16 protein-coding genes are annotated in these 19874 nt (G+C 38.1%); all 16 read left to right on the top strand.

What is annotated here, in order from left to right:
* The first annotated feature begins 241 nt into the window (after positions 1 to 241).
* Complete coding sequence (locus CA2015_RS19600) at positions 242 to 628, top strand: GIY-YIG nuclease family protein (protein ID WP_048643430.1); 387 nt, start codon at positions 242 to 244, stop codon at positions 626 to 628.
* 979 nt (positions 629 to 1607) lie between these two features.
* Positions 1608 to 3032, top strand: a complete 1425-nt coding sequence (locus CA2015_RS19595; RefSeq protein WP_240477850.1) for an alkyl/aryl-sulfatase — start codon at positions 1608 to 1610, stop codon at positions 3030 to 3032.
* A gap of 78 nt (positions 3033 to 3110) precedes the next feature.
* Positions 3111 to 3734 (top strand): ferric reductase-like transmembrane domain-containing protein, encoded by a 624-nt coding sequence (locus CA2015_RS19590; RefSeq protein ID WP_048643429.1) that lies wholly within the window; start codon positions 3111 to 3113, stop codon positions 3732 to 3734.
* 13 nt (positions 3735 to 3747) lie between these two features.
* Positions 3748 to 4608, top strand: a complete 861-nt coding sequence (locus tag CA2015_RS19585) for an SDR family oxidoreductase (RefSeq protein WP_048643428.1) — start codon at positions 3748 to 3750, stop codon at positions 4606 to 4608.
* A gap of 4 nt (positions 4609 to 4612) precedes the next feature.
* Positions 4613 to 5341, top strand: coding sequence for a siderophore-interacting protein (locus CA2015_RS19580; RefSeq protein WP_048643427.1), 729 nt, complete (start codon positions 4613 to 4615; stop codon positions 5339 to 5341).
* Between the two features lie 299 nt (positions 5342 to 5640).
* Complete coding sequence (locus tag CA2015_RS19575) at positions 5641 to 9399, top strand: malectin domain-containing carbohydrate-binding protein (RefSeq protein WP_048643426.1); 3759 nt, start codon at positions 5641 to 5643, stop codon at positions 9397 to 9399.
* Positions 9400 to 9985: 586 nt separating this feature from the next.
* Complete coding sequence (locus CA2015_RS19570) at positions 9986 to 10813, top strand: CHRD domain-containing protein (protein ID WP_084011914.1); 828 nt, start codon at positions 9986 to 9988, stop codon at positions 10811 to 10813.
* Between the two features lie 141 nt (positions 10814 to 10954).
* Positions 10955 to 11755 (top strand): M90 family metallopeptidase, encoded by an 801-nt coding sequence (locus CA2015_RS19565; RefSeq protein WP_048643424.1) that lies wholly within the window; start codon positions 10955 to 10957, stop codon positions 11753 to 11755.
* Between the two features lie 13 nt (positions 11756 to 11768).
* Positions 11769 to 12356, top strand: a complete 588-nt coding sequence (locus tag CA2015_RS19560; protein ID WP_048643423.1) for a hypothetical protein — start codon at positions 11769 to 11771, stop codon at positions 12354 to 12356.
* 150 nt (positions 12357 to 12506) lie between these two features.
* Positions 12507 to 12953, top strand: coding sequence for a TlpA family protein disulfide reductase (locus CA2015_RS19555; protein ID WP_048643422.1), 447 nt, complete (start codon positions 12507 to 12509; stop codon positions 12951 to 12953).
* 317 nt (positions 12954 to 13270) lie between these two features.
* Positions 13271 to 14665, top strand: a complete 1395-nt coding sequence (locus CA2015_RS19550) for an IS4 family transposase (protein ID WP_084011912.1) — start codon at positions 13271 to 13273, stop codon at positions 14663 to 14665.
* A 173-nt stretch (positions 14666 to 14838) separates the two neighbouring features.
* Positions 14839 to 15156, top strand: coding sequence for a peptidyl-tRNA hydrolase (locus CA2015_RS19545; RefSeq protein WP_048643420.1), 318 nt, complete (start codon positions 14839 to 14841; stop codon positions 15154 to 15156).
* Entirely contained in the window at positions 15157 to 15546 is a 390-nt protein-coding gene (locus CA2015_RS19540; protein WP_048643419.1) for a hypothetical protein, read from the top strand.
* Positions 15547 to 15756: 210 nt separating this feature from the next.
* Entirely contained in the window at positions 15757 to 16215 is a 459-nt protein-coding gene (locus tag CA2015_RS19535; protein WP_048643418.1) for a tRNA (cytidine(34)-2'-O)-methyltransferase, read from the top strand.
* Positions 16216 to 16218: 3 nt separating this feature from the next.
* Entirely contained in the window at positions 16219 to 17175 is a 957-nt protein-coding gene (gene rlmF, locus CA2015_RS19530) for a 23S rRNA (adenine(1618)-N(6))-methyltransferase RlmF (RefSeq protein WP_048643417.1), read from the top strand.
* A gap of 424 nt (positions 17176 to 17599) precedes the next feature.
* Positions 17600 to 19819, top strand: a complete 2220-nt coding sequence (locus tag CA2015_RS19525; protein ID WP_048643416.1) for a TonB-dependent receptor — start codon at positions 17600 to 17602, stop codon at positions 19817 to 19819.
* Positions 19820 to 19874 lie beyond the last annotated feature (55 nt).

Below are 19874 nucleotides of genomic sequence, written 5' to 3'. Positions count from 1 at the left end.
TACCGCCACCTGAGCTTGTCGAAGGCAATGGTATCGATGAAAACAAGTACGATAATAAATGACGTGGTTTCGACAAGCTCAACCACCGTGAACGTACCGCCGCCTTAGCCTGTCGAAGGCAACGACATCAATGAAAACAAGTACGTTAATACATAACGTGGTTTAGACAGGCTCAACCTCCGGAATCGTAAGCCTGCCGAAGGCAAAGGTGTATTTGTATATTAAATCTTAATGTGTAAATATGAAAGGTTGGCTCTACATATTAGAATGTGCCGATGGGACCTACTATACAGGAAGTACCAACAATCTTGATGTTAGACTTGAACAACATCAGAATGGTGAAGGTGCCAATCACACAAAGAAGAGATTGCCAGTAAAATTGATTTATTCTGAAGAATATCAGAGAATAGATGATGCCTATTATAGAGAAAAACAGGTTCAAGGTTGGAGCAGGAAAAAGAAAGAAGCCTTGATTAATGGAAAACATGAATTATTGCCACATTTAGCGAAAAATTACACACAGTATCCGAGGGACGTGGTTTCGACAGGCTCAACCACCGATATTGACGCGTCGCCTGAGCCTGTCGAAGGCAACGCTATCGATGAAAACAAATACGATATTACATGACGTGGTTTCGACAGGCTCAACCACCGGAATCGTACCGCCACCTGAGCTTGTCGAAGGCAACGGTATCGATGAAAACAAGTACGATATTACATGACGTGGTTTCGACAGGCTCAACCACCGTGAACGTACCGCCGCCTGAGCCTGTTGAAGGCAATGATATCAATGAAAACAAAAACGATATTACATAACGTGGTTTCGACAGGCTCAACCACCGGAATCGTACCGCCACCTGAGCTTGTCGAAGGCAACGGTATCGATGAAAACAAGTACGATATTACATGACGTGGTTTCGACAGGCTCAACCACCGTGAACGTACCGCCGCCTGAGCCTGTTGAAGGCAATGATATCAATGAAAACAAAAACGATATTACATAACGTGGTTTCGACAGGCTCAACCACCGGAATCGTACCGCCGCCTGAGCTTGTCGAAGGCAATAGTATCAATGAAAACAAACACGTTAATACATTACGTGGTTTCGACAGGCTCAACCACCGGAATCGTACCGCCACCTGAGCTTGTCGAAGGCAATGGTATCGATGAAAACAAACACGTTAATACATTACGTGGTTTCGACAGGCTCAACCACCGTGAACGTACCGTCGCCTGAGCCTGTCGAAGGCAATGGTATCGATGAAAACAAACACAATAATACATGACGTGGTTTCGACAGGCTCAACCACCGTGAACGCACCGTCGCCTGAGCTTTTTTTAGCCTATAGGTATCACATTTACCATTTTTAACAAAGGATTTACCTTTTATGGGGAAGGCTGTTTGCGGAACTTTGTAAAAAATAAATTATGGGTAATAGCTAAGTGTCCCTTTTGTGAACCTCGTTCAAAAATATATAAAGAGGAAGAGAAAGCCAGCCATCAAACTGTTTAGAATGAGAAGGTTTTACTATTAATAAGAACGCTAAAAATTAAGCCCGAGTTTACACAATTGAGGCAAGAATTAGATCGCATTAAACGTCAGAGCCATGAAAACTAGAAAAAATAAAACAAACAAAATTCCAAAAACATACAGCAGCGCACTAATATTTGGTCTGCTCGTAATGGGTATACTGATTTTGCAGGCATGTCAAAATTCCACTGATGAAAACTCCCTTCAGGAACAGGACGTGGAACAAGAACATCCCAATATCACCAAATTGAAAAAGCAAAGTGATGAATTTATACCGGATATCATTCAGTTGAATGAAAACGTGTATGTGGCCGTGGGCTATGATGGCTCGAATGCTTCTATGGTAGTTGGCGAACAAGGAGTGGTGATAATAGATGCCCTTCGGGCCTTGGGAGCTGCAGAAAAAGTGGCGGAAAAGTTCCGGGAAATCAGCTCCAAACCTGTAAAGGCCGTGATATACACGCATGGACATGAGGACCATACTGGAGGAACAGCTGCTTTTGTAGGTGATAGCAAAAACGTTAAAATCATAGGCAGAGCGGGATTCAAGAAAGAACTGCAAGAACATTCTCCTGTAGAACCTATACTAAGAATAAGAAACGGAAGGCAATTTGGACGGGATTTACCAGCTGAGGTGGTCATCAATAGAGGTGTAGGCCCTGGAAGCACTTCGGCGGATAGAGTTGGAGAAGGCTACCTTGCGCCAAATACCACATTTACCGATTCCTTGTTAATTAACCTTGCAGGTTTGAATTTCGAACTTTACGCTGCTGATGGAGAAACAAATGATGCGCTATTTGTTTGGATACCTGGGCTGAAGACCTTATTTACGGGAGACAATTACTACAAATCCTTTCCCAATCTATATGCCATTCGAGGTTCCCAATACAGAGATGTCAAATCTTGGGGGGAGGCAATACAGAAAATGAGTACCTATCCGGTGGAGAACCTTGTACCTGGCCATACCCGACCAGTTTCAGGAAAAGCAGAGGTTCACAGCAACCTCACAAATTACGCAACAGCGATAACAAGTGTCTACCAACAAACCATCGCCGCCATGAACAAAGGATACACCCTGCAACAAACCGTAGACAGTGTTATACTGGCCGATAGCCTAAAGAACAAAGCCAACTTACAGGAGTTTTATGGTTCCGTGCCATGGGGAGTACGTTCCATATTTCTTCACTATGTAGGTTGGTTTGATGGAAATCCTACAAACCTCAACCCACTCTCTGCTTCAGAGGAGGCCAATAACATGATAGCCCTTGCAGGAGGTGCCGATAAGTTATTTGAGCAAGTTAACCAAGCTTTGAAGGAGGGCAATAACCAATGGGGCCTGCAATTGTCGGACTACTTACTTGAAACGGGCTACGAAAAATCAAAAGTCACTGAGATTAAAATAAAACTGTTAAGGGCTTTGGCTGCAAAACAAGTAAATGCCCCTGCTAGAAATTATTATCTTTCCTATTCTTACGAATTAGAGAAAAATACAGAACGATAAGTCAAGAAGAACGTTGAGCATTAGGTGGCTCTAAGTCGATGATCAAGACATTAAGGCTACTTATTATTAAAAAACACCATGAAATTTTTGAAACGGAATTACGGTTGGATGATTGTTGCCCTATTGGCGGCATTACCGATGCTTGTATTGGCTAAAATGATCCAAATAGATTGGCAAAATGGTCTTACCATCTCACTTGTGGAAAATGCAGTGGGAGAAGACAGAACCACTTTGGAGATGTTGTACCATGTTTCAGGTGAATTTGCCATCCGTTGGATAACGGCAGTGCTCACCTGCACCCCGTTTTTTATCCTCTTTGGGATCACCAACCTATTTGTAAGACAAGCCATGGGCATTGCTACGGCGGTTTGGAGTTTGGTGCATTTTGTTCTGTTTATTTGGGCAGAAGGTTTTGCGGAAACCTTCACCCAGGTCAATTACATTGCAGGTTTTATAGCTGTTTTAATTCTAATCCCTCTCCTACTGACTTCCAACAGGAAATCAATGAAACTACTCAAAGCAACATGGAAAAAGCTGCAAAGTTATTCTTATGTAGCCATAATCTTGAGCTTGCTACACGTTGCCCTACTGGAAAAAACCTGGTTGGTCTATGCAGTGGTAGTGGGCTTGGGTTTTGTCATTAGAATTCCAGTCGTAAAAGAAAAGATCATTGCGAATAGATTAAAATTAAGCAAAGCATAAACCATTGATAACTATGAAAATTGCAGTAACATCAGCTAGCGGACAATTGGGTGCAGCCATTGTCAAAGCACTTGTAAAGGAAATTGGAAAAGAAAATGTAATCGCCATCGCAAGGACTACCGAAAAGGCCAAACACCTGGGTGTGGAAGTTAGAAAGGGAGATTATACCAAGCGAGAAGATTTTGACCAAGCCCTAAAAGGGGTTGACAAGGTCTTGCTCGTTTCGGGAATGGACGAACCCTCAAAAAGGATTCAGCAACACCGAAATGTAATCGAAGCTGCCAAACAAAACGGTGTGAAAAAAATAGTATATACCAGCATAGTAGGAGACGAAGTCAATACGGCATTTAGCCCTGTGGTGCAAAGCAATCGCCAAACCGAAGAAGATGTGCGTAAATCCGGGCTTGACTGGGTCATAGGAAGAAATGGCATTTATATAGAACCCGATCTGGAATACATTGATACCTATGTGAAGGAAGGGGAAATAAGAAACTGTGCCGGTAATGGTAAGTGTGGCTATACCAGCAGAGAAGCCTTGGGTTTTGCCTATGCACAAATGCTTTTGGATGACAAGCACAAAGGTAATACCTACAATCTGGTAGGAGAAGCCATTACACAAAGCCAATTGGCTACAGCTATTAACCATGTTTACAAGACCAATTTAAAATACACGGCCGTGCCTGTAGAGGAGTATAAAAAGGAACGGCAGGCGGCTTTGGGTGACTTTATAGGCACCATCATTGCAGGAATTTATGAAGGCATAAAAGATGGGGCCAACGATGTACCTTCAGACTATGAAAAAGCGACAGGACAACAGCACCCCTCTCCTTTGGCCATGATAGAAAACTACCAACAAAACCACCCAAGAAAATAAAGAAATGAGCATCATAGAAAACATTCTAAAAACAGTAGTTCTGGAGGAAGCCATCCTCATAGAGAAAGTAGCCCTTTCAAAAAGCCTCTATAAAATTCGCTTGCAAAATGAGGGGATTAGCAAAGCCAATTTTATTCCCGGATCCTTCTTGAGGATGGGCATAGGTATAGGCCAGGAACAACTGTCGATGAAAGACAAAATGCGAAGCTACAGTGTCTGGAACATCAATCAGACAGAAGGTTTTGTGGATGTAGCCATTGCCACTCACAGTAATGGTATTGGTGCGAAATGGGTGAAGGATGCTCAAGTGGGCGATTCGGTCTATTTCAAGTGGAAAAAGGGCAAGTTCTTGGCCGATGACACTGCAGACAGTTACCTGATGGTAGGTGATCTTTCTGCCCTCTCCCACCTATATATGATCCACAGAAACATAGGTAAGGACAAGCAAGTGGCAAGTATATTGTACAGTCAGCAAAAAAGTGATTTGTTCCCTGACGTAGATGGCAGTTTACCCTTTGATTTTTATGAACTGCCTCAAAACCCTAGTGATGAGATCATTGCCAAGGTAAAAGAAATAGCCCCTAAGCTAATGGGAAAAAAGATAGTTTATATCGCTGGAGATAGTAGAATATGTGTGGCATTGACAAAATTTTTCAGAAATGAGTTGGGATGGGAAACCCGTCAAATCAAAACAAAACCTTTTTGGAACCCAGAAAAGAAAGGCTTGGAATAAAGAAGGTATTACAAGCCAAATTACATACAATACATTACCACGTTCAATTGTAAATTAATAAAACCAAACTAAAGACCAGATAGCTATAAGTCATTGGAAAGTATTTTTAATTATTGAAACCCCAGTTTTCATATAGGTAAAATAAATTTATATATTTGTTAATAAATCAATATTAAAATTTAATAAAGGTTAGAAACTATAAGTATAATTTTTTTAACAGCTTTTTTACGTATATAAAATAAGGCATCTTTTTTTAATAGCTTAAAAAATAAAAGATGTGTGTTTCAATTTTTAATAGTATGAAATTTCTATTTTTACCCATTTACACATTTATTGTGATGGCAATATCTATTTCTGATGGATTTGCCAACAATTATTATTTGTCCAATGAAAAGGGAGATGACAATCGCAGTATAGAGGAGGCTCAAAATCCAGCTACTCCATGGAAAACCATTGAGAAGATCAATTCCCAGTTCGATATTATAAAGCCTGGAGATTCCATTTTATTCAAAAGAGGAGAAACCTTTTATGGAACACTGCACATTAAAGCTTCAGGCTCCCCTACTTCACCAGTAATAATTGGTGCCTATGGAACAGGCTTAAAGCCTATAATTACTTCTTTCCAAGAAATCAAAGCATGGAAAGCAAAAGGAAATGGTATTTATGAAAGTACTGCTCCAGTCAATTCAGACGCAGTTAAGGTCCTTTTGATCAATGAGGAAATCCATGAAATGGGTAGGTATCCCAATGCAGACATACAAAATGATGGATACCTGACCATTGATAAGGTAAGAACCAATATGATCCAGAGTGATCAATTAATCAGTACCCATGATTGGAAAGGAGCAGATGTAATAATCAGGACCAAGGATTGGGTAATAAACAGGTACAATATCACATCACAAACTGGCCAACAAATTCATTATAATGGAGGTATTAGTAATTACAAAGCACAGGAAGGTTATGGTTTCTTCATTTCAAACCATATAAGTACACTGGATTCATTTGGGGAATGGTATTTTAACCCTTCAACAAAAAAAATAAGTGTGTATTTGGGAAATGTGAACCCTTCTACATTGAAAGTGAAAGTAAGTACCTTGGACAACTTATTGACCAAAGACTATAGAGAAAGTTATGTTAGGGTTGAAAATATTCAATTTAAAGGTGCCAATGGGAACAACCTTCATTTGGAAGGTGGGGATAACATTGTTATAAGTGATTCTGAAATTGAATTTTCCGGAGAAGATGGCATCCATTCCCGGGGAGTTTCAGACCTCATCATAGAAGGCAATATTGTTCGGCATTCCTATAACAATGGCATGTACTTAAAATATGGAAATGACCGGGCGATAGTCCGCGATAATGAAGTTAGCAACACTGCTATGGTTATTGGAAGAACCCTAAATGATGATGCTGCAGGAATTGGAATCTTCGCAAGTGGTGAAAAGATTTTGGTTCAGAACAATTCAGTAATAAATACAGGCTTCAATGGCATTCAGTTTAGTGGTAATCATACGGTGGTTAAGAATAATTTCATTGACACCTACTGTTTGATAAAAAGTGATGGAGGTGGAATTTACACCTTTGGAGGGGTAGAATACCAGGCTTATACCGGTAGAAAAATAGAAGGAAACATTGTCGTAAATGGCATTGGCAAAACAACTGGTGTCCCTAAAAGAGGAGTCGAATACAAGGTATTGGTAGAAGGTATCTTTCTGGATGATAATTCAAACAATATATCGATCATCGGCAATACTGTTGGCAATACCACGAATAGTGGGCTAAAAATAGCCAATGGAAACACCATCTATGTAAGTAACAATTCATTTTTCAACAACCAATATTCCATCACCTTGGGAAATAGTAGTATTGGTCAGGACACAAGAAATATAGACATCGAAAACAACCAATTTTTCACTAAGCTTGCTGATCAATATTCTTATGGGATCAAGACCCATAAAAACGACATTTCTTTGATGGCTGATTTTGACAACAATTACTTTTTCAGACCCTTAAGCGATGAATACAGTATCAATCACCAATATACAAAAAACGGAGTAGTAGAAAGTGCAGTAGATGACCTTAGTCATTGGTCAGCAAAACATGCTAAAGACCGAAATTCCACCAGCAATTCCATTGACTTTTCAAGGTATACCGTTCGCAAGAAAATAGGAAACAGCTTGTACCCTAATACTACCTTCGAGCGAAATATAACAGGTTTATCCTGCAACGATTGCCAATCTACTTGGGAGGACGATAGTAAAATGACTGGAGGAGCGCTTAAAGTCACAAGTTCTGCATCCAGTTCGGTAAAACTAAATTTGGGTGCCTTAAAAAAAGACAAGACCTATTTGCTGTCAGTGAAGGCTTATGCGAATAAAGAGGGCCCTCTTGCTTTTAACCTAAGGTTTACGGATAGTCCATGGGAGAGATTGTCGCCAATTTCTACCTTTAATATCGACAAGGAGGTCAATACCTATGAAGTACTTATATCTCCCTATCAGGATGAGAATGAAGTTTCTTTAATGATCAGTTCTTCTGAGAAAAACATGACTTATTGGCTGGATGATTTAGAGTTTGTAGAAGCCGAAGCCTCTGTGGTCAATCCTGACGAAGTTATGTTATTTGAAGTAAACCCTTCAAATAGCAATAAAACCATTACTTTATCAGGAACTTATGTTAATGCGAAATTAGAGCAGTTTTCAGGTAAGGTAACTATCCCTCCTTACGGATCTCTTACACTTTTTAAATTGTCTGAGAAAAGCAAGGCCAATGAGAATTTAGAAGACTTGCACTACCATACTTGGGAAGATGGCAGTATTGAATTCAATGAAATTAATTTCGGTAAAATCAATAATGAATTCATTAGCAACTCAAATTTCAACACCAATACCTCAGCAAGCAATGAGAAGATTTTCCAATCCGAAAGGTATGCCTCCTTGCTGGAGTTTCAAATACCTATTGAAAATGGAACCTATACTATAAAAACATACCACAACGAGCTATATTTTGGTAAAGGAGGGCCAGCGGCCAAAGCAGGAAACAGGGTTTTTGACATCTTAATTGAGGATAAGGTGGTCAAGAAAGATTTTGATCTATTTACCGAGAGCAATAATGAGCCCGTAACCCATACCTTCGAATCAATAGAAATAATTGATGGGGTTTTAAACCTTAAAATGCTTGCAAGTGCCAACAATGCCTCGATTTCCGGACTATCCATTATTCGGGAAAAAGCAGCCGGCCCACCAATTTCAGATTACACTTACTTCTTAAACACTGGTGGAGAAACGGATGCAGAATTAATTGGAATTACTTACCTGGCGGAGACAGCCACTGATAGCCATTATAATGAAGGATCGGGTCGTTTTGAAAATGCAGAACTGGAAGCAGAACCCATGTTCCAAACAGAAAGAAATGGAAAAAACCTGGTCTACAACTTTCCTGTCCCCAATGGTACCTATACCGTCTTTACCATGCACAATGAACTTTGGTTTGGGCATGAAGGAGGTGCTCCTTCGGCTGGAAAAAGGGTTTTTGACATTACCTTAGAGGGTGAAACCATAAAAAGCAACTTTGATATTTTTGAAGAAAACAAAAATTATCCTATGCTGTTATCCTTTGAAAACATAGTGGTCGATGATGGGATATTAAGCTTACAAATGACGGCTAAAGAAAATAATGCCAGCATATCCGGGATTGCCTTGATAGGTAGTGAGGTAAAAAATAACAACATAAAATCTAGCTTAAAAAGCTTGCAACAAATTTATAATAATCGGCACAAAGAAGAAGAATTCTTTACCGGTTCAGAAGATGATATCCGTATATTTCCAAATCCTGCCAAAGGAGATGTACAATTAGAAATCAACACCATAATTGGAAAAGGAAGTGTCTATATTCACAATATGAACGGACATTTACTCAGTCATTTTGATTGGAATAAAACCACAGAGGAAAAGCTCAACATTCCAATAGACAATCTTTCTAAAGGCCTTTACCTTTTAAGTGTTAGCAATGAGCAAACCATCATCTACCAACAAAAGCTAGTAGTAAGCCCTTAGAGTGCAAGCTATATCGTCACAATTTCTTATAAAATTGAGCTACAGTTGAACCCGAAATATGCAATAGACAATCTATTACGTGCTGAAATCGCTTCAAAATCAGCCTCTTAGTCGCTATTTTCGACTTCACCATAGCAATGCTATGACTCAGTCTCCAAATAGCCTGATTGTCTCGCGATTGCAACACTTCCCGTAAACACGGGACAGGCTTCAACCGTGACTATTGTCAGGACGGAGAAATCCTATTACATAATCCGGGTTGAAGGAAAAAAATAGTTCTGACCTGTATTTATCACAACCTTTCTCTTACCTAAGCAGTTTGATATATAACAACTTATGATGATCAATTAAAATTTCAAAATTTGCTATTTTATAGATACCTAAAAAGGTCGGCATTGTGAATAAGTTATTTTGTAACGGTCAGTTTTTAAACTTATATTGAAGCAGTAATAAAACGACAGGCCACAATAGCGTGTTCCGTTGTCATAAGAAAAAATTCACTGAATAAAGGAAAAAAAGTCAAGTCTGAACCTGTCGAAAAAGGACTATAAAATGGAGTAGACCAAACCCTTATAACTATTTAACTATGATACGTAAAAATTTATTATTAATGCTTGGCCTATGTGCCCTATTGACTTTCAGCTGTGAAGAGGATGAAGCCGATCCCCCTGCAAAAGTAAGTGTTCAAACCTTTGATATCGATCTGGACAATGCATATTCTATCCCAATGGTAGAAGGAAGGGATGAAACGGGAAATATCAAAATGAACTTGTTTGATGACAATTCTTTGGAATTCACTATTACAATAAACAATCTTTTGGCAACAGATGCATTGACCATGGCCCATGTTCATACAGGAGATGTTGTTACAGCAGGAAGTGTAGCCATTACCTTGGTAGACGGTACGGAAATCGCCTTTTCAGGGAACACGGCTACTGGAACAATTACATTAAGTGACAGTGAAATAGCTACTTTAAAAGGCAGTGATGTATATGTCAATGTACATTCAACAGATAAAGGTTCGGGCTTGGTTAGAGGGCAAATAGATCAAACCATAGACAATGCTTTCAATGTAGCTTTATCCCCTGCCAATGAAGTGCCTGCTATAACTGATAGAAATGAATCAGGCGCTGCTTATTTGAGAGTAATAGGTACAACTTTGTACTATAGCGCCGTAGTGAATGACTTGGACGCTACAGATGCGATCACGGCAGGTCATATCCACAATGGATCAGCAGAGGTAAATGGAGGGGTACTGGTAAACCTAGGCTTTACAGACAATGCCCAACTTGGCATAACCAAAAGCCTAACTTTAACCGACGCAGAGCTTACCGCCTTAAAAAATGATCCTTTATATGTCAATATCCATTCTGTGCAACATGGAGGTGGATTGCTACGTGGTCAGATCAGGTAAACCATTAAAACGATACTCTTAACTTTTCTATTTGGCAACTGGGCATTATTTAGGTGGGCTTCAGTTGCCAAATTTATTTATACCAAAAACGAAGACATTGCCAAGAAACACTTTTAGGATTTCTAATAGTATTATTTCCTTATGACAGTTTTTTCATTGCTATTCATTTCAATAATAATTGGCTTCTTTATTTATACCTGGAAGCGAAAAAAGAACAAAGTTTGGATTAAGCCAAGTGAACCATTCCCTACAGAATGGCGAACAATATTGAACAACAATATACCTTATTATAAGTCACTGTCTGATGATGAAAAGAAGCGCTTTGAGCTCAAAATTCAAGAGTTTCTATTAAATTGCAAGATCACGGGCGTAAAGACCAATGTAGATGAAACGGATAAAATATTAGTTGCAGCCAGTGCCATAATTCCAATCTTTGGGTTTGAAGACTGGAAGTACATCAATCTCTATGAGGTTTTGATTTACCCGACTTTGTTCAACGAAAAGTTTGAAACAGAAGGTGAAGAAAGAAGGGTTTCAGGAATGGTCGGGAATGGTCCTATGGAAGGTGTAATGATATTGTCTCAGAAAGCCCTAAGACTTGGCTTTCAAAATGAAACAGACAAAAAAAACACTGCCATCCATGAGTTTGTACATCTAATAGACAAGGTAGATGGGACAGTAGATGGTATTCCGGCTTTGCTAATGGAAAAGCAATATGCAATACCATGGCTGGATTTTATCAGTAAAAAGATCGAAGAAATTCATGAAGGAAAATCTGACATCAACCCCTACGGAGGGACCAATCGGGCTGAGTTCTTTTCCGTTGTAAGTGAGTACTTTTTTGAAAGACCAAAATTACTTAAGCGAAAACACCCTGAACTTTACAAGCTATTAGAGGGAATATTCAAACAAGACATGTCTAAAAGAAATCTAAAAAAATAAATTTTTTCATTGAATGCTATACATCAAATTCGACATTAAAGACAGTACAAAGTTTGAGGATTTTCAAAAATTGTACGAACATATGGATAATGTCAGGCAACCCGGTTTCAAGTTTGAGGAACCTGAGCCTACTATTATTGATTGGGACAATTTATCAAAAAAGGAAACAGATGAAGCTTATAAAAAATTAATTGACTCATTGGATGAAGACCCTGCTGACGAAAGATACAAGTCAATAATCCCTGACTATGCCAATGATTTTCTAGAGAAATACCTAGGAGTAGACAACGACAAATTAGGGGTATTGGGCATTCAAAAAGCGCTGTCAATATTTAATTACTTAGAATTTGATTTTGAGGTATACCTTACCAGGCTTGAAAAGCAAAATGAACATTTTGGGATCATAGAATATGAGACTGATAACTTCCCATATGGTGGTATCGATCGATTCTTAATGGTAATGAAAGCATTTGAATTACAACCTAAAGAATGCTTTGACGGGTTTACTATTTTTGAATTTAAATGGAAAACTGATTATGAATACGAACCCATTGAATTCCCAGAAAAAACCAAAGAATACCTGAACAGGATAAGGGAATAAGCTAAAAAGAGTTCGAAGGTATTTCTAGGGTAAATTTGAGTTTTCAATAAAAAGGCCATATCCCATGACATAAACCATAACCCTATCAACATTTTGCCGTACATTTTTCAAGACCTCAGATTGCGGATTTAAATATAAATAGGGAGTACCATGATTAATGAAAATGATTTGGTTGAATCAATTCTTGTTCGCGATTTCAACAACAATTCAGTTGATCTGATTAAAAAATATAAGGGTAAACCACTTTTGGCCATTATTTATAACAACCAATGTTTGGGCTGTACTGGAAGAGCAATTCCTCTGGCCTATGAATTACAAAAAGAGAATGAGGAGATACAAGTTGTCGGAATTCATACAAGCTTCAACTCTAGTCAGGCATCTGAAAGTGATATAAAAAGTATTTTTACGGTTGATGCGCTTCCTTTTCCAATTTTTCTAGACAATGGAAGAGCCGTTTATGATCAGTTTGAGTCATCCGGCACCCCTCAATGGGTTTTAATCACCAAAGAGGGTAAATTATCTCGCACCATATTCGGTTCTCAAGAAGGGGCGCAGAATCGCTTGTACTATGCAATTGATCAGTTAAAAGCAAAGTAGCCAATCCCCAATTATAACAAAACGGAATACACGCTTAATCCATTATCAACAATCAGGGACATTAATCCTGCAATTGGAGGCTAAAATCCGGCCTGAGTTAGCTAAAAACCTTTACTTTTTTAACCCGGATTATGTAATAGGATTTCTCCGTCCTGACAATAGTCAGGGGTGAAGCCTGTCCCGTGTTTACGGGAAGTGTTGCAATCGCAAGAAAATCAGGCTGTTTGGAGATTTTAGCATAGCACCGCTATGGTGAAAATGAAAACAGCAACGAAGTGGCTGATTTTGAAGCGATTTCAGCACGTAATAGATAGTCTATTGCATATTTCGGGCAATGTCGTTTAGTTAAGGAATTTTTATTATTTTTAGGAAAGAAAAGGGAGCGTAGTTTTTTTGAAAATAATCTAACAACAATCAAGTCCTTTTCCTTTTCGAAGGACTTTTTAAAACTATTAAAAAACAATATAGAAAATGGATTAACACGCGATAGGTTCCGTACGACTAACACAGCGTTTGTTCGTCAGCGGTGTTTGGGTTTTACAGATCTTATCTACTTCATGTTGGGCCTGGGTAAATCGAGTGTTCAGCAAGAACTTGATAATTTTTTTTCCGACAAATCGGTCAGCTATTCCAAAGGAGCATTCAGTCAGCAACGATCCAAACTAAACCCCAAGGTGTTTACATGGCTCAATGAACAACAATGTTCTTTTTATTATAATAAAGCCAGCCATATCCGTAAATGGAAAGGTTTTCGGCTTATAGGTATCGACGGCAGTACTTTGCAGCTTCCTTACAGCAAAGAATTGGCAAAAGGTTTTGGCCATTTCGAAACCCGGACTGAAAACGGGAGAAAAGTAGTGTTAGCCCGTGTTTCCCAAGCCTACGATGTACTCAACCAAATCAGTATAGATGCCAAGATCAAACATTACAGGACAAGTGAACTTGCTCTGTGTGAAAGTCATCTTCCCTGTCTAGGGCCGGGCGACCTGCTTATAATGGATAGGGCTTATGCGGCCTTTTGGCTCATGTCCTCATTGGTTCAGCAACAGAAATCCTTTGTCATCAGGGTAAAGGCAAACAGATGGAAACATGCAAAGGCATTTTTAGCATCTACCAAAAAACAGCAGATCATAGAGGTGTCCCCTTCCAAAGAGGCCTTAAACAGGTGTAGGGAAAGGAATATTTCTACTGAGGCACTCAAGTTAAGGCTCGTACGGGTACCGATTGCATCAGGAGAAGACCATATATTGATAACCAACCTAGTTGACCATAAGAAGTACCCTGTCAAGGAAATACGTGAGCTCTACAGGAAAAGATGGCCTGTTGAAGAGTCTTTCAAGCTACTCAAAACTAGGGCGGAACTTGAAAACCTGAGCGGAAAGACGGCCAGGGCCGTTCTCCAGGATTTTAATAGAATCATTCTCAGGGCCAACTTGAGCAACATTCTCAGTAAAACACTTACCAAAAAAGGGATTGACTACTGTAATAAAAAACGGAAAAACACTTATCAGATCAACAGAACCCAGGCGTATCGTAAAACCAAATCTATAATTGATCAACTCAAACAAGGAATGGACAAAATCATTGGAAAAATATCTGATTATGCTTTCAAACTGTTGCTTCAACTTGAAATAATACGGCCCAACAGGTCAGTTCCTAGAATAAAAAGGTATACTGCCAGACCCAGTAATTTTATAACTTATAAACCTTAACTAAACGACATTGATATTTCGTGTTTAACTTTATGAATTGGAGTTGATTCGGTTTCATTCAAACTATTTTACTTAAATTGAAATTAATTTATAAAATGTTTCTCAAGACCTCATCTAATTTATAAGCCATTGCCCATAAGGGTAGCTGTTGACCCCACTTGACATTCCCATTTATGAAAATGTACATTGTCGTAAAAGACAGCATTCCAGATAAATTAATCCCAGTCATTACTGCCCATGCTTCTTTGGCCTGCTACAAAAAATTTGAAGAAAATGAACAGATGATCAAATGGATTAATGGAATATTTAAAAAAGTGGTTTGCATAGTTAATGAAGATGAATTTGCGCGCTTGAAAAAGGAGTCCGATCATGTTTTGTTAACAGAGTCAGCCTTAGATAACCAAGAGGTTTGCCTGGCATTTTGTCCAAGAGAAGAATACCCCAAGAAATTCAAGTTTTTAAAGATGTGGACGCCTCAAGGGCTAAAATAAATGGAAAACCAACTTTTTAATTTGTTCCTCAAAAAAGGAAACATTGTCATTAAAAGCTGTGAATATAGAATCAGCTTGCAACTAGATTATGAAAATGGGGATCATTGCCAATTGGCTTATTCTGATACCCAAGATCTCATTCAACTCTTAACAAGGCTTTCGCAGCAAATATGGGAGAATGAAAATTACACAAAAACACCCTATGTAAAGCAATTGTACCTAGAAAATCTAAATACCTTCAGTTGGAAAATGGATTCATCGGAATTGTTCATTGAATTCAACGAAATAGAAAATGCCATACTACTTAAACACAAAGGCAATAACCCTCTGCATTTAGAGATAAACCAGGTGGTGGAAATGGTTCAAATTCTGGAACGGTTAAATATTTAACTAGGCTTGTTGATTGCTCCTTTTCATTTTCATAACTGCCTAGTATTTTTTTATAGTTTTAAGGTTTTATAGAAACGATAGCCCTATTTTTGATGGATAAGGTTATTTGTTCAAGGTAGCAGGCTAGCATAATAAAAAAATTGAATGTCATTCTCCAAGGTAGGCGGTAAACCTTATAACCTTTAGCTTCAAATAGTTTAACTAAAAATAATGGGATTAAATATTGTATTAATTGAACCAGAGATACCCACGAATACAGGAAATATTGGCCGATTAAGTTTAGGTTCGGGTTCAACACTACACCTTGTAAAACCCTTTGGCTTTGAATTAAGTGACAAAAGATTAAAAAGAGCAGGACTGGATTATTGGAAGCATATTTCTCTCTTTATTTATGAGAGTATTGAGGACTTTTATGCAAAGAACAAAGGCAAACAATTTGCTTACTTCTCAAGTCATGGGACACAAGATTACTGTTCAATTGATTATAAGGAAGACATGTTTCTTGTATTCGGTAAAGAATCCACCGGTTTGCCCGAAAAAATAGTAAAAGAAAACAGTGATTTAGTATATAATATACCCATTTACAGTCCACATATCCGGAGTTTAAACTTGGCCAATGCAGTAGCTATTGTTGTATATGAAGGGATAAGAAACTTAAAAACACAATAAAACATGTCTTCAGAAAAACCAAAACAAGAGAAAGCAAGGCTACATCCACGCAACAAAAACCGAGAAAAATATGATTTGAATGCCTTATCAGCCGCTATCCCGGCATTAAAAAATCACATAAAACCCAGCAAATCCGGGGAAGCCTCTATTGATTTTACAAACCCCCTTGCTGTTAAACTTTTAAACCAAGCGATACTTCATCACTATTATGGGATAAAACACTGGGAATTTCCTCAAGAAAATTTATGTCCTCCAATACCTGGAAGAGCAGACTACCTCCATTACATTGCTGATCTATTAGCTGAAAACAATGCTAACAAGATCCCAACTGGAGACAAATTCACTTGTCTTGATATCGGCATAGGGGCAAGTTGTATTTATCCAATTATTGGAGTGACAAACTATGGATGGAAATTTATTGGGTCTGATATTGATCCAAAATCAATTGCATCGGCCCAGCACATTGTACAAACAAATCCCTCCTTAAAAGGTAAAATTGAATGTCGTTTGCAAAAAGAACCTGAATCTATTTTTAAAGGCATAATTAACCCCAACGACAGAATCGATTTAACAATAAGTAATCCCCCTTTTCATGCTTCGATTGAAGAGGCTCAAAAAGGAACACGGAGAAAAATTAAGAACCTATCGGGTAAAAAGGTAAAAACACCTACTCTCAATTTTTCAGGAATAAGCCATGAGCTTATTTATGATGGTGGAGAAGCCAGATTTATTCAGAAAATGATTAGCGAAAGCAAAAAGTCTTCTAAAAACTGTTTTTGGTTTTCAACATTGGTTTCCAAAGAGTCAAACCTTAAAAGGATTTATAAATTATTAGAACAAGTTGGTGCAAATCAGGTGAAAATGATCCCCTTGGGAACAAATAATAAATCTAGCCGAATAGTAGCTTGGACATTTCTCACGGAGGATGAAAAACAAACGTGGATCAAAAAGAGATGGTAAGTCCCATTATATAATCAACAATAGTTGGACTAGTCTCTTGGTTTATAATTTTAATCCAATGTAGCAATAAATTAACTTTCTCTATTTCTGATTCAAACACTTTCTAAATCCCAAAATCAACTCCTCCCCTATTTATTTCATCCCTAATTCAGGCTGAACAGGTCTTCAATTTTTCAATGAATACTATGTCATTTCCAGTATCCCGAAACTCATTTTTCACATGTAACTTATAGCATAAGATAATTTTAATTGCAATTCATGGAAAAAAAAGGAATGCGCTTATCTTTGCTTCAGTAACTAATTATACAGGATAAAGAATGAGTACCATGGCCTGATCAAGTTTATTTTGGTATAAGTTACTTAACCTACCAAGTTCCTATTAAAAAATACAACTCCGTTCATCATCTAAAATAAATACTGTCTAATGAATCGAATATTTACTGCCTTTTTTTTCCTCCTAATACATACCAATCTTTTTGGACAGACTATAGAAGGAACTGTAATCAACGGTAAAAAAGAGCTAATTTCTGATGCTCAAATACTGAACCTAGCCACTAAAGACCATACCCATAGTGATGAAAATGGTAAATTTCTACTGCAAAACATTTCCCTTGGAGACACACTTAAACTGTCTCACATAGGGTTTGAGGTGAAAAATGTAACTATTGAATCGTTAACTTCTCCCCTAGTTATTCTACTTGAGGAAAAATCCATCTCCTTGGAAGGCGTGGTAATTTCACCAAAAACAAATGCCTTAAACCTTATTACAGCCATAGACTTACAAACCAATCCGGTTAACTCTTCCCAAGATATTTTAAGACAGGTGCCAGGGCTTTTCATTGGGCAACATGCTGGAGGTGGAAAGGCCGAGCAAATATTTTTAAGGGGTTTTGACATAGACCATGGCACTGATATTGGAATAACAGTAGATGGTTTGCCTGTCAATATGGTCTCCCATGCACATGGTCAGGGCTATGCAGATCTGCACTTTGTTATTCCTGAAACAGTTGATAAAATTGATTTTGGCAAAGGACCATATTATGCAGACAAGGGAAATTTCGCTACTGCGGGCTATGTGAATTTTAAAACAAAGAGAAATCTTGATCACAGTTCCATAAAAATAGAGAAGGGGCAGTTTAGCACCAACCGTATTTTGGGCATGTTCGATGTTTTAAACAATAAAAAGCACGATGCCTATATTGCCACTGAATACATTAGTACGGATGGTCCATTTGAAAGCCCTCAGAATTTCAATAGAATTAACTTGTTTGGAAAATATACTGGAAATATTACCCCTTTAGATAAGCTGGGAGTTACCTTCTCTCATTTAACAAGCAAATGGGATGCTTCTGGTCAAATCCCACAAAGAGCTGTTGACCTGGGAATGATTAGTCGCTTTGGTGCCATTGATGATACTGAGGGAGGCAATACTGGTAGAACCAATGTCATGGTCAATTATGAAAAATTTATAGATGAACAATCGTTTATAAAAAGCAGCGTATTTTACAGTAAATATGATTTTGAGTTGTATTCGAATTTCACCTTCTTTCTTGAAGATGAAATCAATGGAGATCAAATTAAACAAAAGGAAAGTCGGAACATCTATGGTTTAAATAGTGAATATTATCGCTCATTTTCATTTAATGAAGTGGAGGCGACACTACAGGCTGGTGTTAATCTAAGAAATGACCAAAGCAATAACAATGAGCTGTCTCATACGTTAAATCGTAGGCAGACCCTTGCACAGATCCAATTTGGAAATATTATTGAAACCAATTTAGGTACTTATATCAACACTAACTTTTATTATAAAAAGTGGACGATTAACCCCTCTATTAGGCTTGACTACTTTGATTTTCAATACAATGATGCTTTACAAACTACCTATCTAACCCAGACCTCCTCTAAGACCATTGTCAGTCCAAAGTTGAATGTTTTATATGATTATACACAAAACCTTCAATTGTACCTAAAAGGAGGCAAAGGTTTTCATTCAAATGACACCCGGGTAATCCTTGCTCAAAACGGAAAGGAAACCCTACCTGCAGCTTACGGCTTGGATGCTGGACTTGTTTGGAAACCTGTCCCTAAGTTATTGGTAAATACTGCCTACTGGTACTTGTTCTTAGAACAGGAATTTGTTTATGTAGGAGACGCTGGCATAGTGGAACCAAGTGGAAAAACCCGAAGACAAGGAATTGATTTAAGTATCCGCTATCAGCCATTGAAATGGCTGTTCTGGAATTTTGACACCAACTATACACATGCCAGGTCAATGGAAGAGGAAATTGGAAATGATTATATTCCTTTAGCCCCTGATTTCATAATAGAAAGCGGACTAAGTGCCATTCATAAATCAGGTATTTATGGCGGGGCAAATATACGGCATATCAAAGACAGGCCTGCCAATGAAGACAATTCGATTGTAGCAGAAGGTTATACAGTGGTAGATCTAAACATGGGCTACAAATTGAAAAGTTTAAACTTCGGTATACAAATTCAAAACCTTCTAAACACCGAATGGAATGAAACCCAATTTGCTACAGAATCAAGGTTGCAAAATGAAACAACAGCCGTAGAAGAAATACACTTTACTCCAGGCACTCCATTTTTCATTAAAGGTGTAATTGAATACAGGTTTTAATTGAAATAAGCTATTGGGAATAATTAGGGATAAAAGAATTTAAACTTTCTTTTAT

The sequence above is a fragment of the Cyclobacterium amurskyense genome (assembly GCF_001050135.1).
Taxonomy (GTDB): domain Bacteria; phylum Bacteroidota; class Bacteroidia; order Cytophagales; family Cyclobacteriaceae; genus Cyclobacterium; species Cyclobacterium amurskyense.
This window is presented reverse-complemented; position numbering and strand designations above follow the sequence as displayed.

Excerpts from the sequence above, each read along its gene's own strand:
- CA2015_RS19600 (WP_048643430.1), top strand. The coding sequence starts at position 242 with ATGAAAGGTTGGCTCTACATATTAGAATGTGCCGATGGGACCTACTAT.
- CA2015_RS19595 (WP_240477850.1), top strand. The coding sequence starts at position 1,608 with ATGAAAACTAGAAAAAATAAAACAAACAAAATTCCAAAAACATACAGC.
- CA2015_RS19590 (WP_048643429.1), top strand. The coding sequence starts at position 3,111 with ATGAAATTTTTGAAACGGAATTACGGTTGGATGATTGTTGCCCTATTG.
- CA2015_RS19585 (WP_048643428.1), top strand. The coding sequence starts at position 3,748 with ATGAAAATTGCAGTAACATCAGCTAGCGGACAATTGGGTGCAGCCATT.
- CA2015_RS19580 (WP_048643427.1), top strand. The coding sequence starts at position 4,613 with ATGAGCATCATAGAAAACATTCTAAAAACAGTAGTTCTGGAGGAAGCC.
- CA2015_RS19575 (WP_048643426.1), top strand. The coding sequence starts at position 5,641 with ATGAAATTTCTATTTTTACCCATTTACACATTTATTGTGATGGCAATA.
- CA2015_RS19570 (WP_084011914.1), top strand. The coding sequence starts at position 9,986 with ATGATACGTAAAAATTTATTATTAATGCTTGGCCTATGTGCCCTATTG.
- CA2015_RS19565 (WP_048643424.1), top strand. The coding sequence starts at position 10,955 with ATGACAGTTTTTTCATTGCTATTCATTTCAATAATAATTGGCTTCTTT.
- CA2015_RS19560 (WP_048643423.1), top strand. The coding sequence starts at position 11,769 with ATGCTATACATCAAATTCGACATTAAAGACAGTACAAAGTTTGAGGAT.
- CA2015_RS19555 (WP_048643422.1), top strand. The coding sequence starts at position 12,507 with ATGATTAATGAAAATGATTTGGTTGAATCAATTCTTGTTCGCGATTTC.
- CA2015_RS19545 (WP_048643420.1), top strand. The coding sequence starts at position 14,839 with ATGAAAATGTACATTGTCGTAAAAGACAGCATTCCAGATAAATTAATC.
- CA2015_RS19540 (WP_048643419.1), top strand. The coding sequence starts at position 15,157 with ATGGAAAACCAACTTTTTAATTTGTTCCTCAAAAAAGGAAACATTGTC.
- CA2015_RS19535 (WP_048643418.1), top strand. The coding sequence starts at position 15,757 with ATGGGATTAAATATTGTATTAATTGAACCAGAGATACCCACGAATACA.
- rlmF (WP_048643417.1), top strand. The coding sequence starts at position 16,219 with ATGTCTTCAGAAAAACCAAAACAAGAGAAAGCAAGGCTACATCCACGC.
- CA2015_RS19525 (WP_048643416.1), top strand. The coding sequence starts at position 17,600 with ATGAATCGAATATTTACTGCCTTTTTTTTCCTCCTAATACATACCAAT.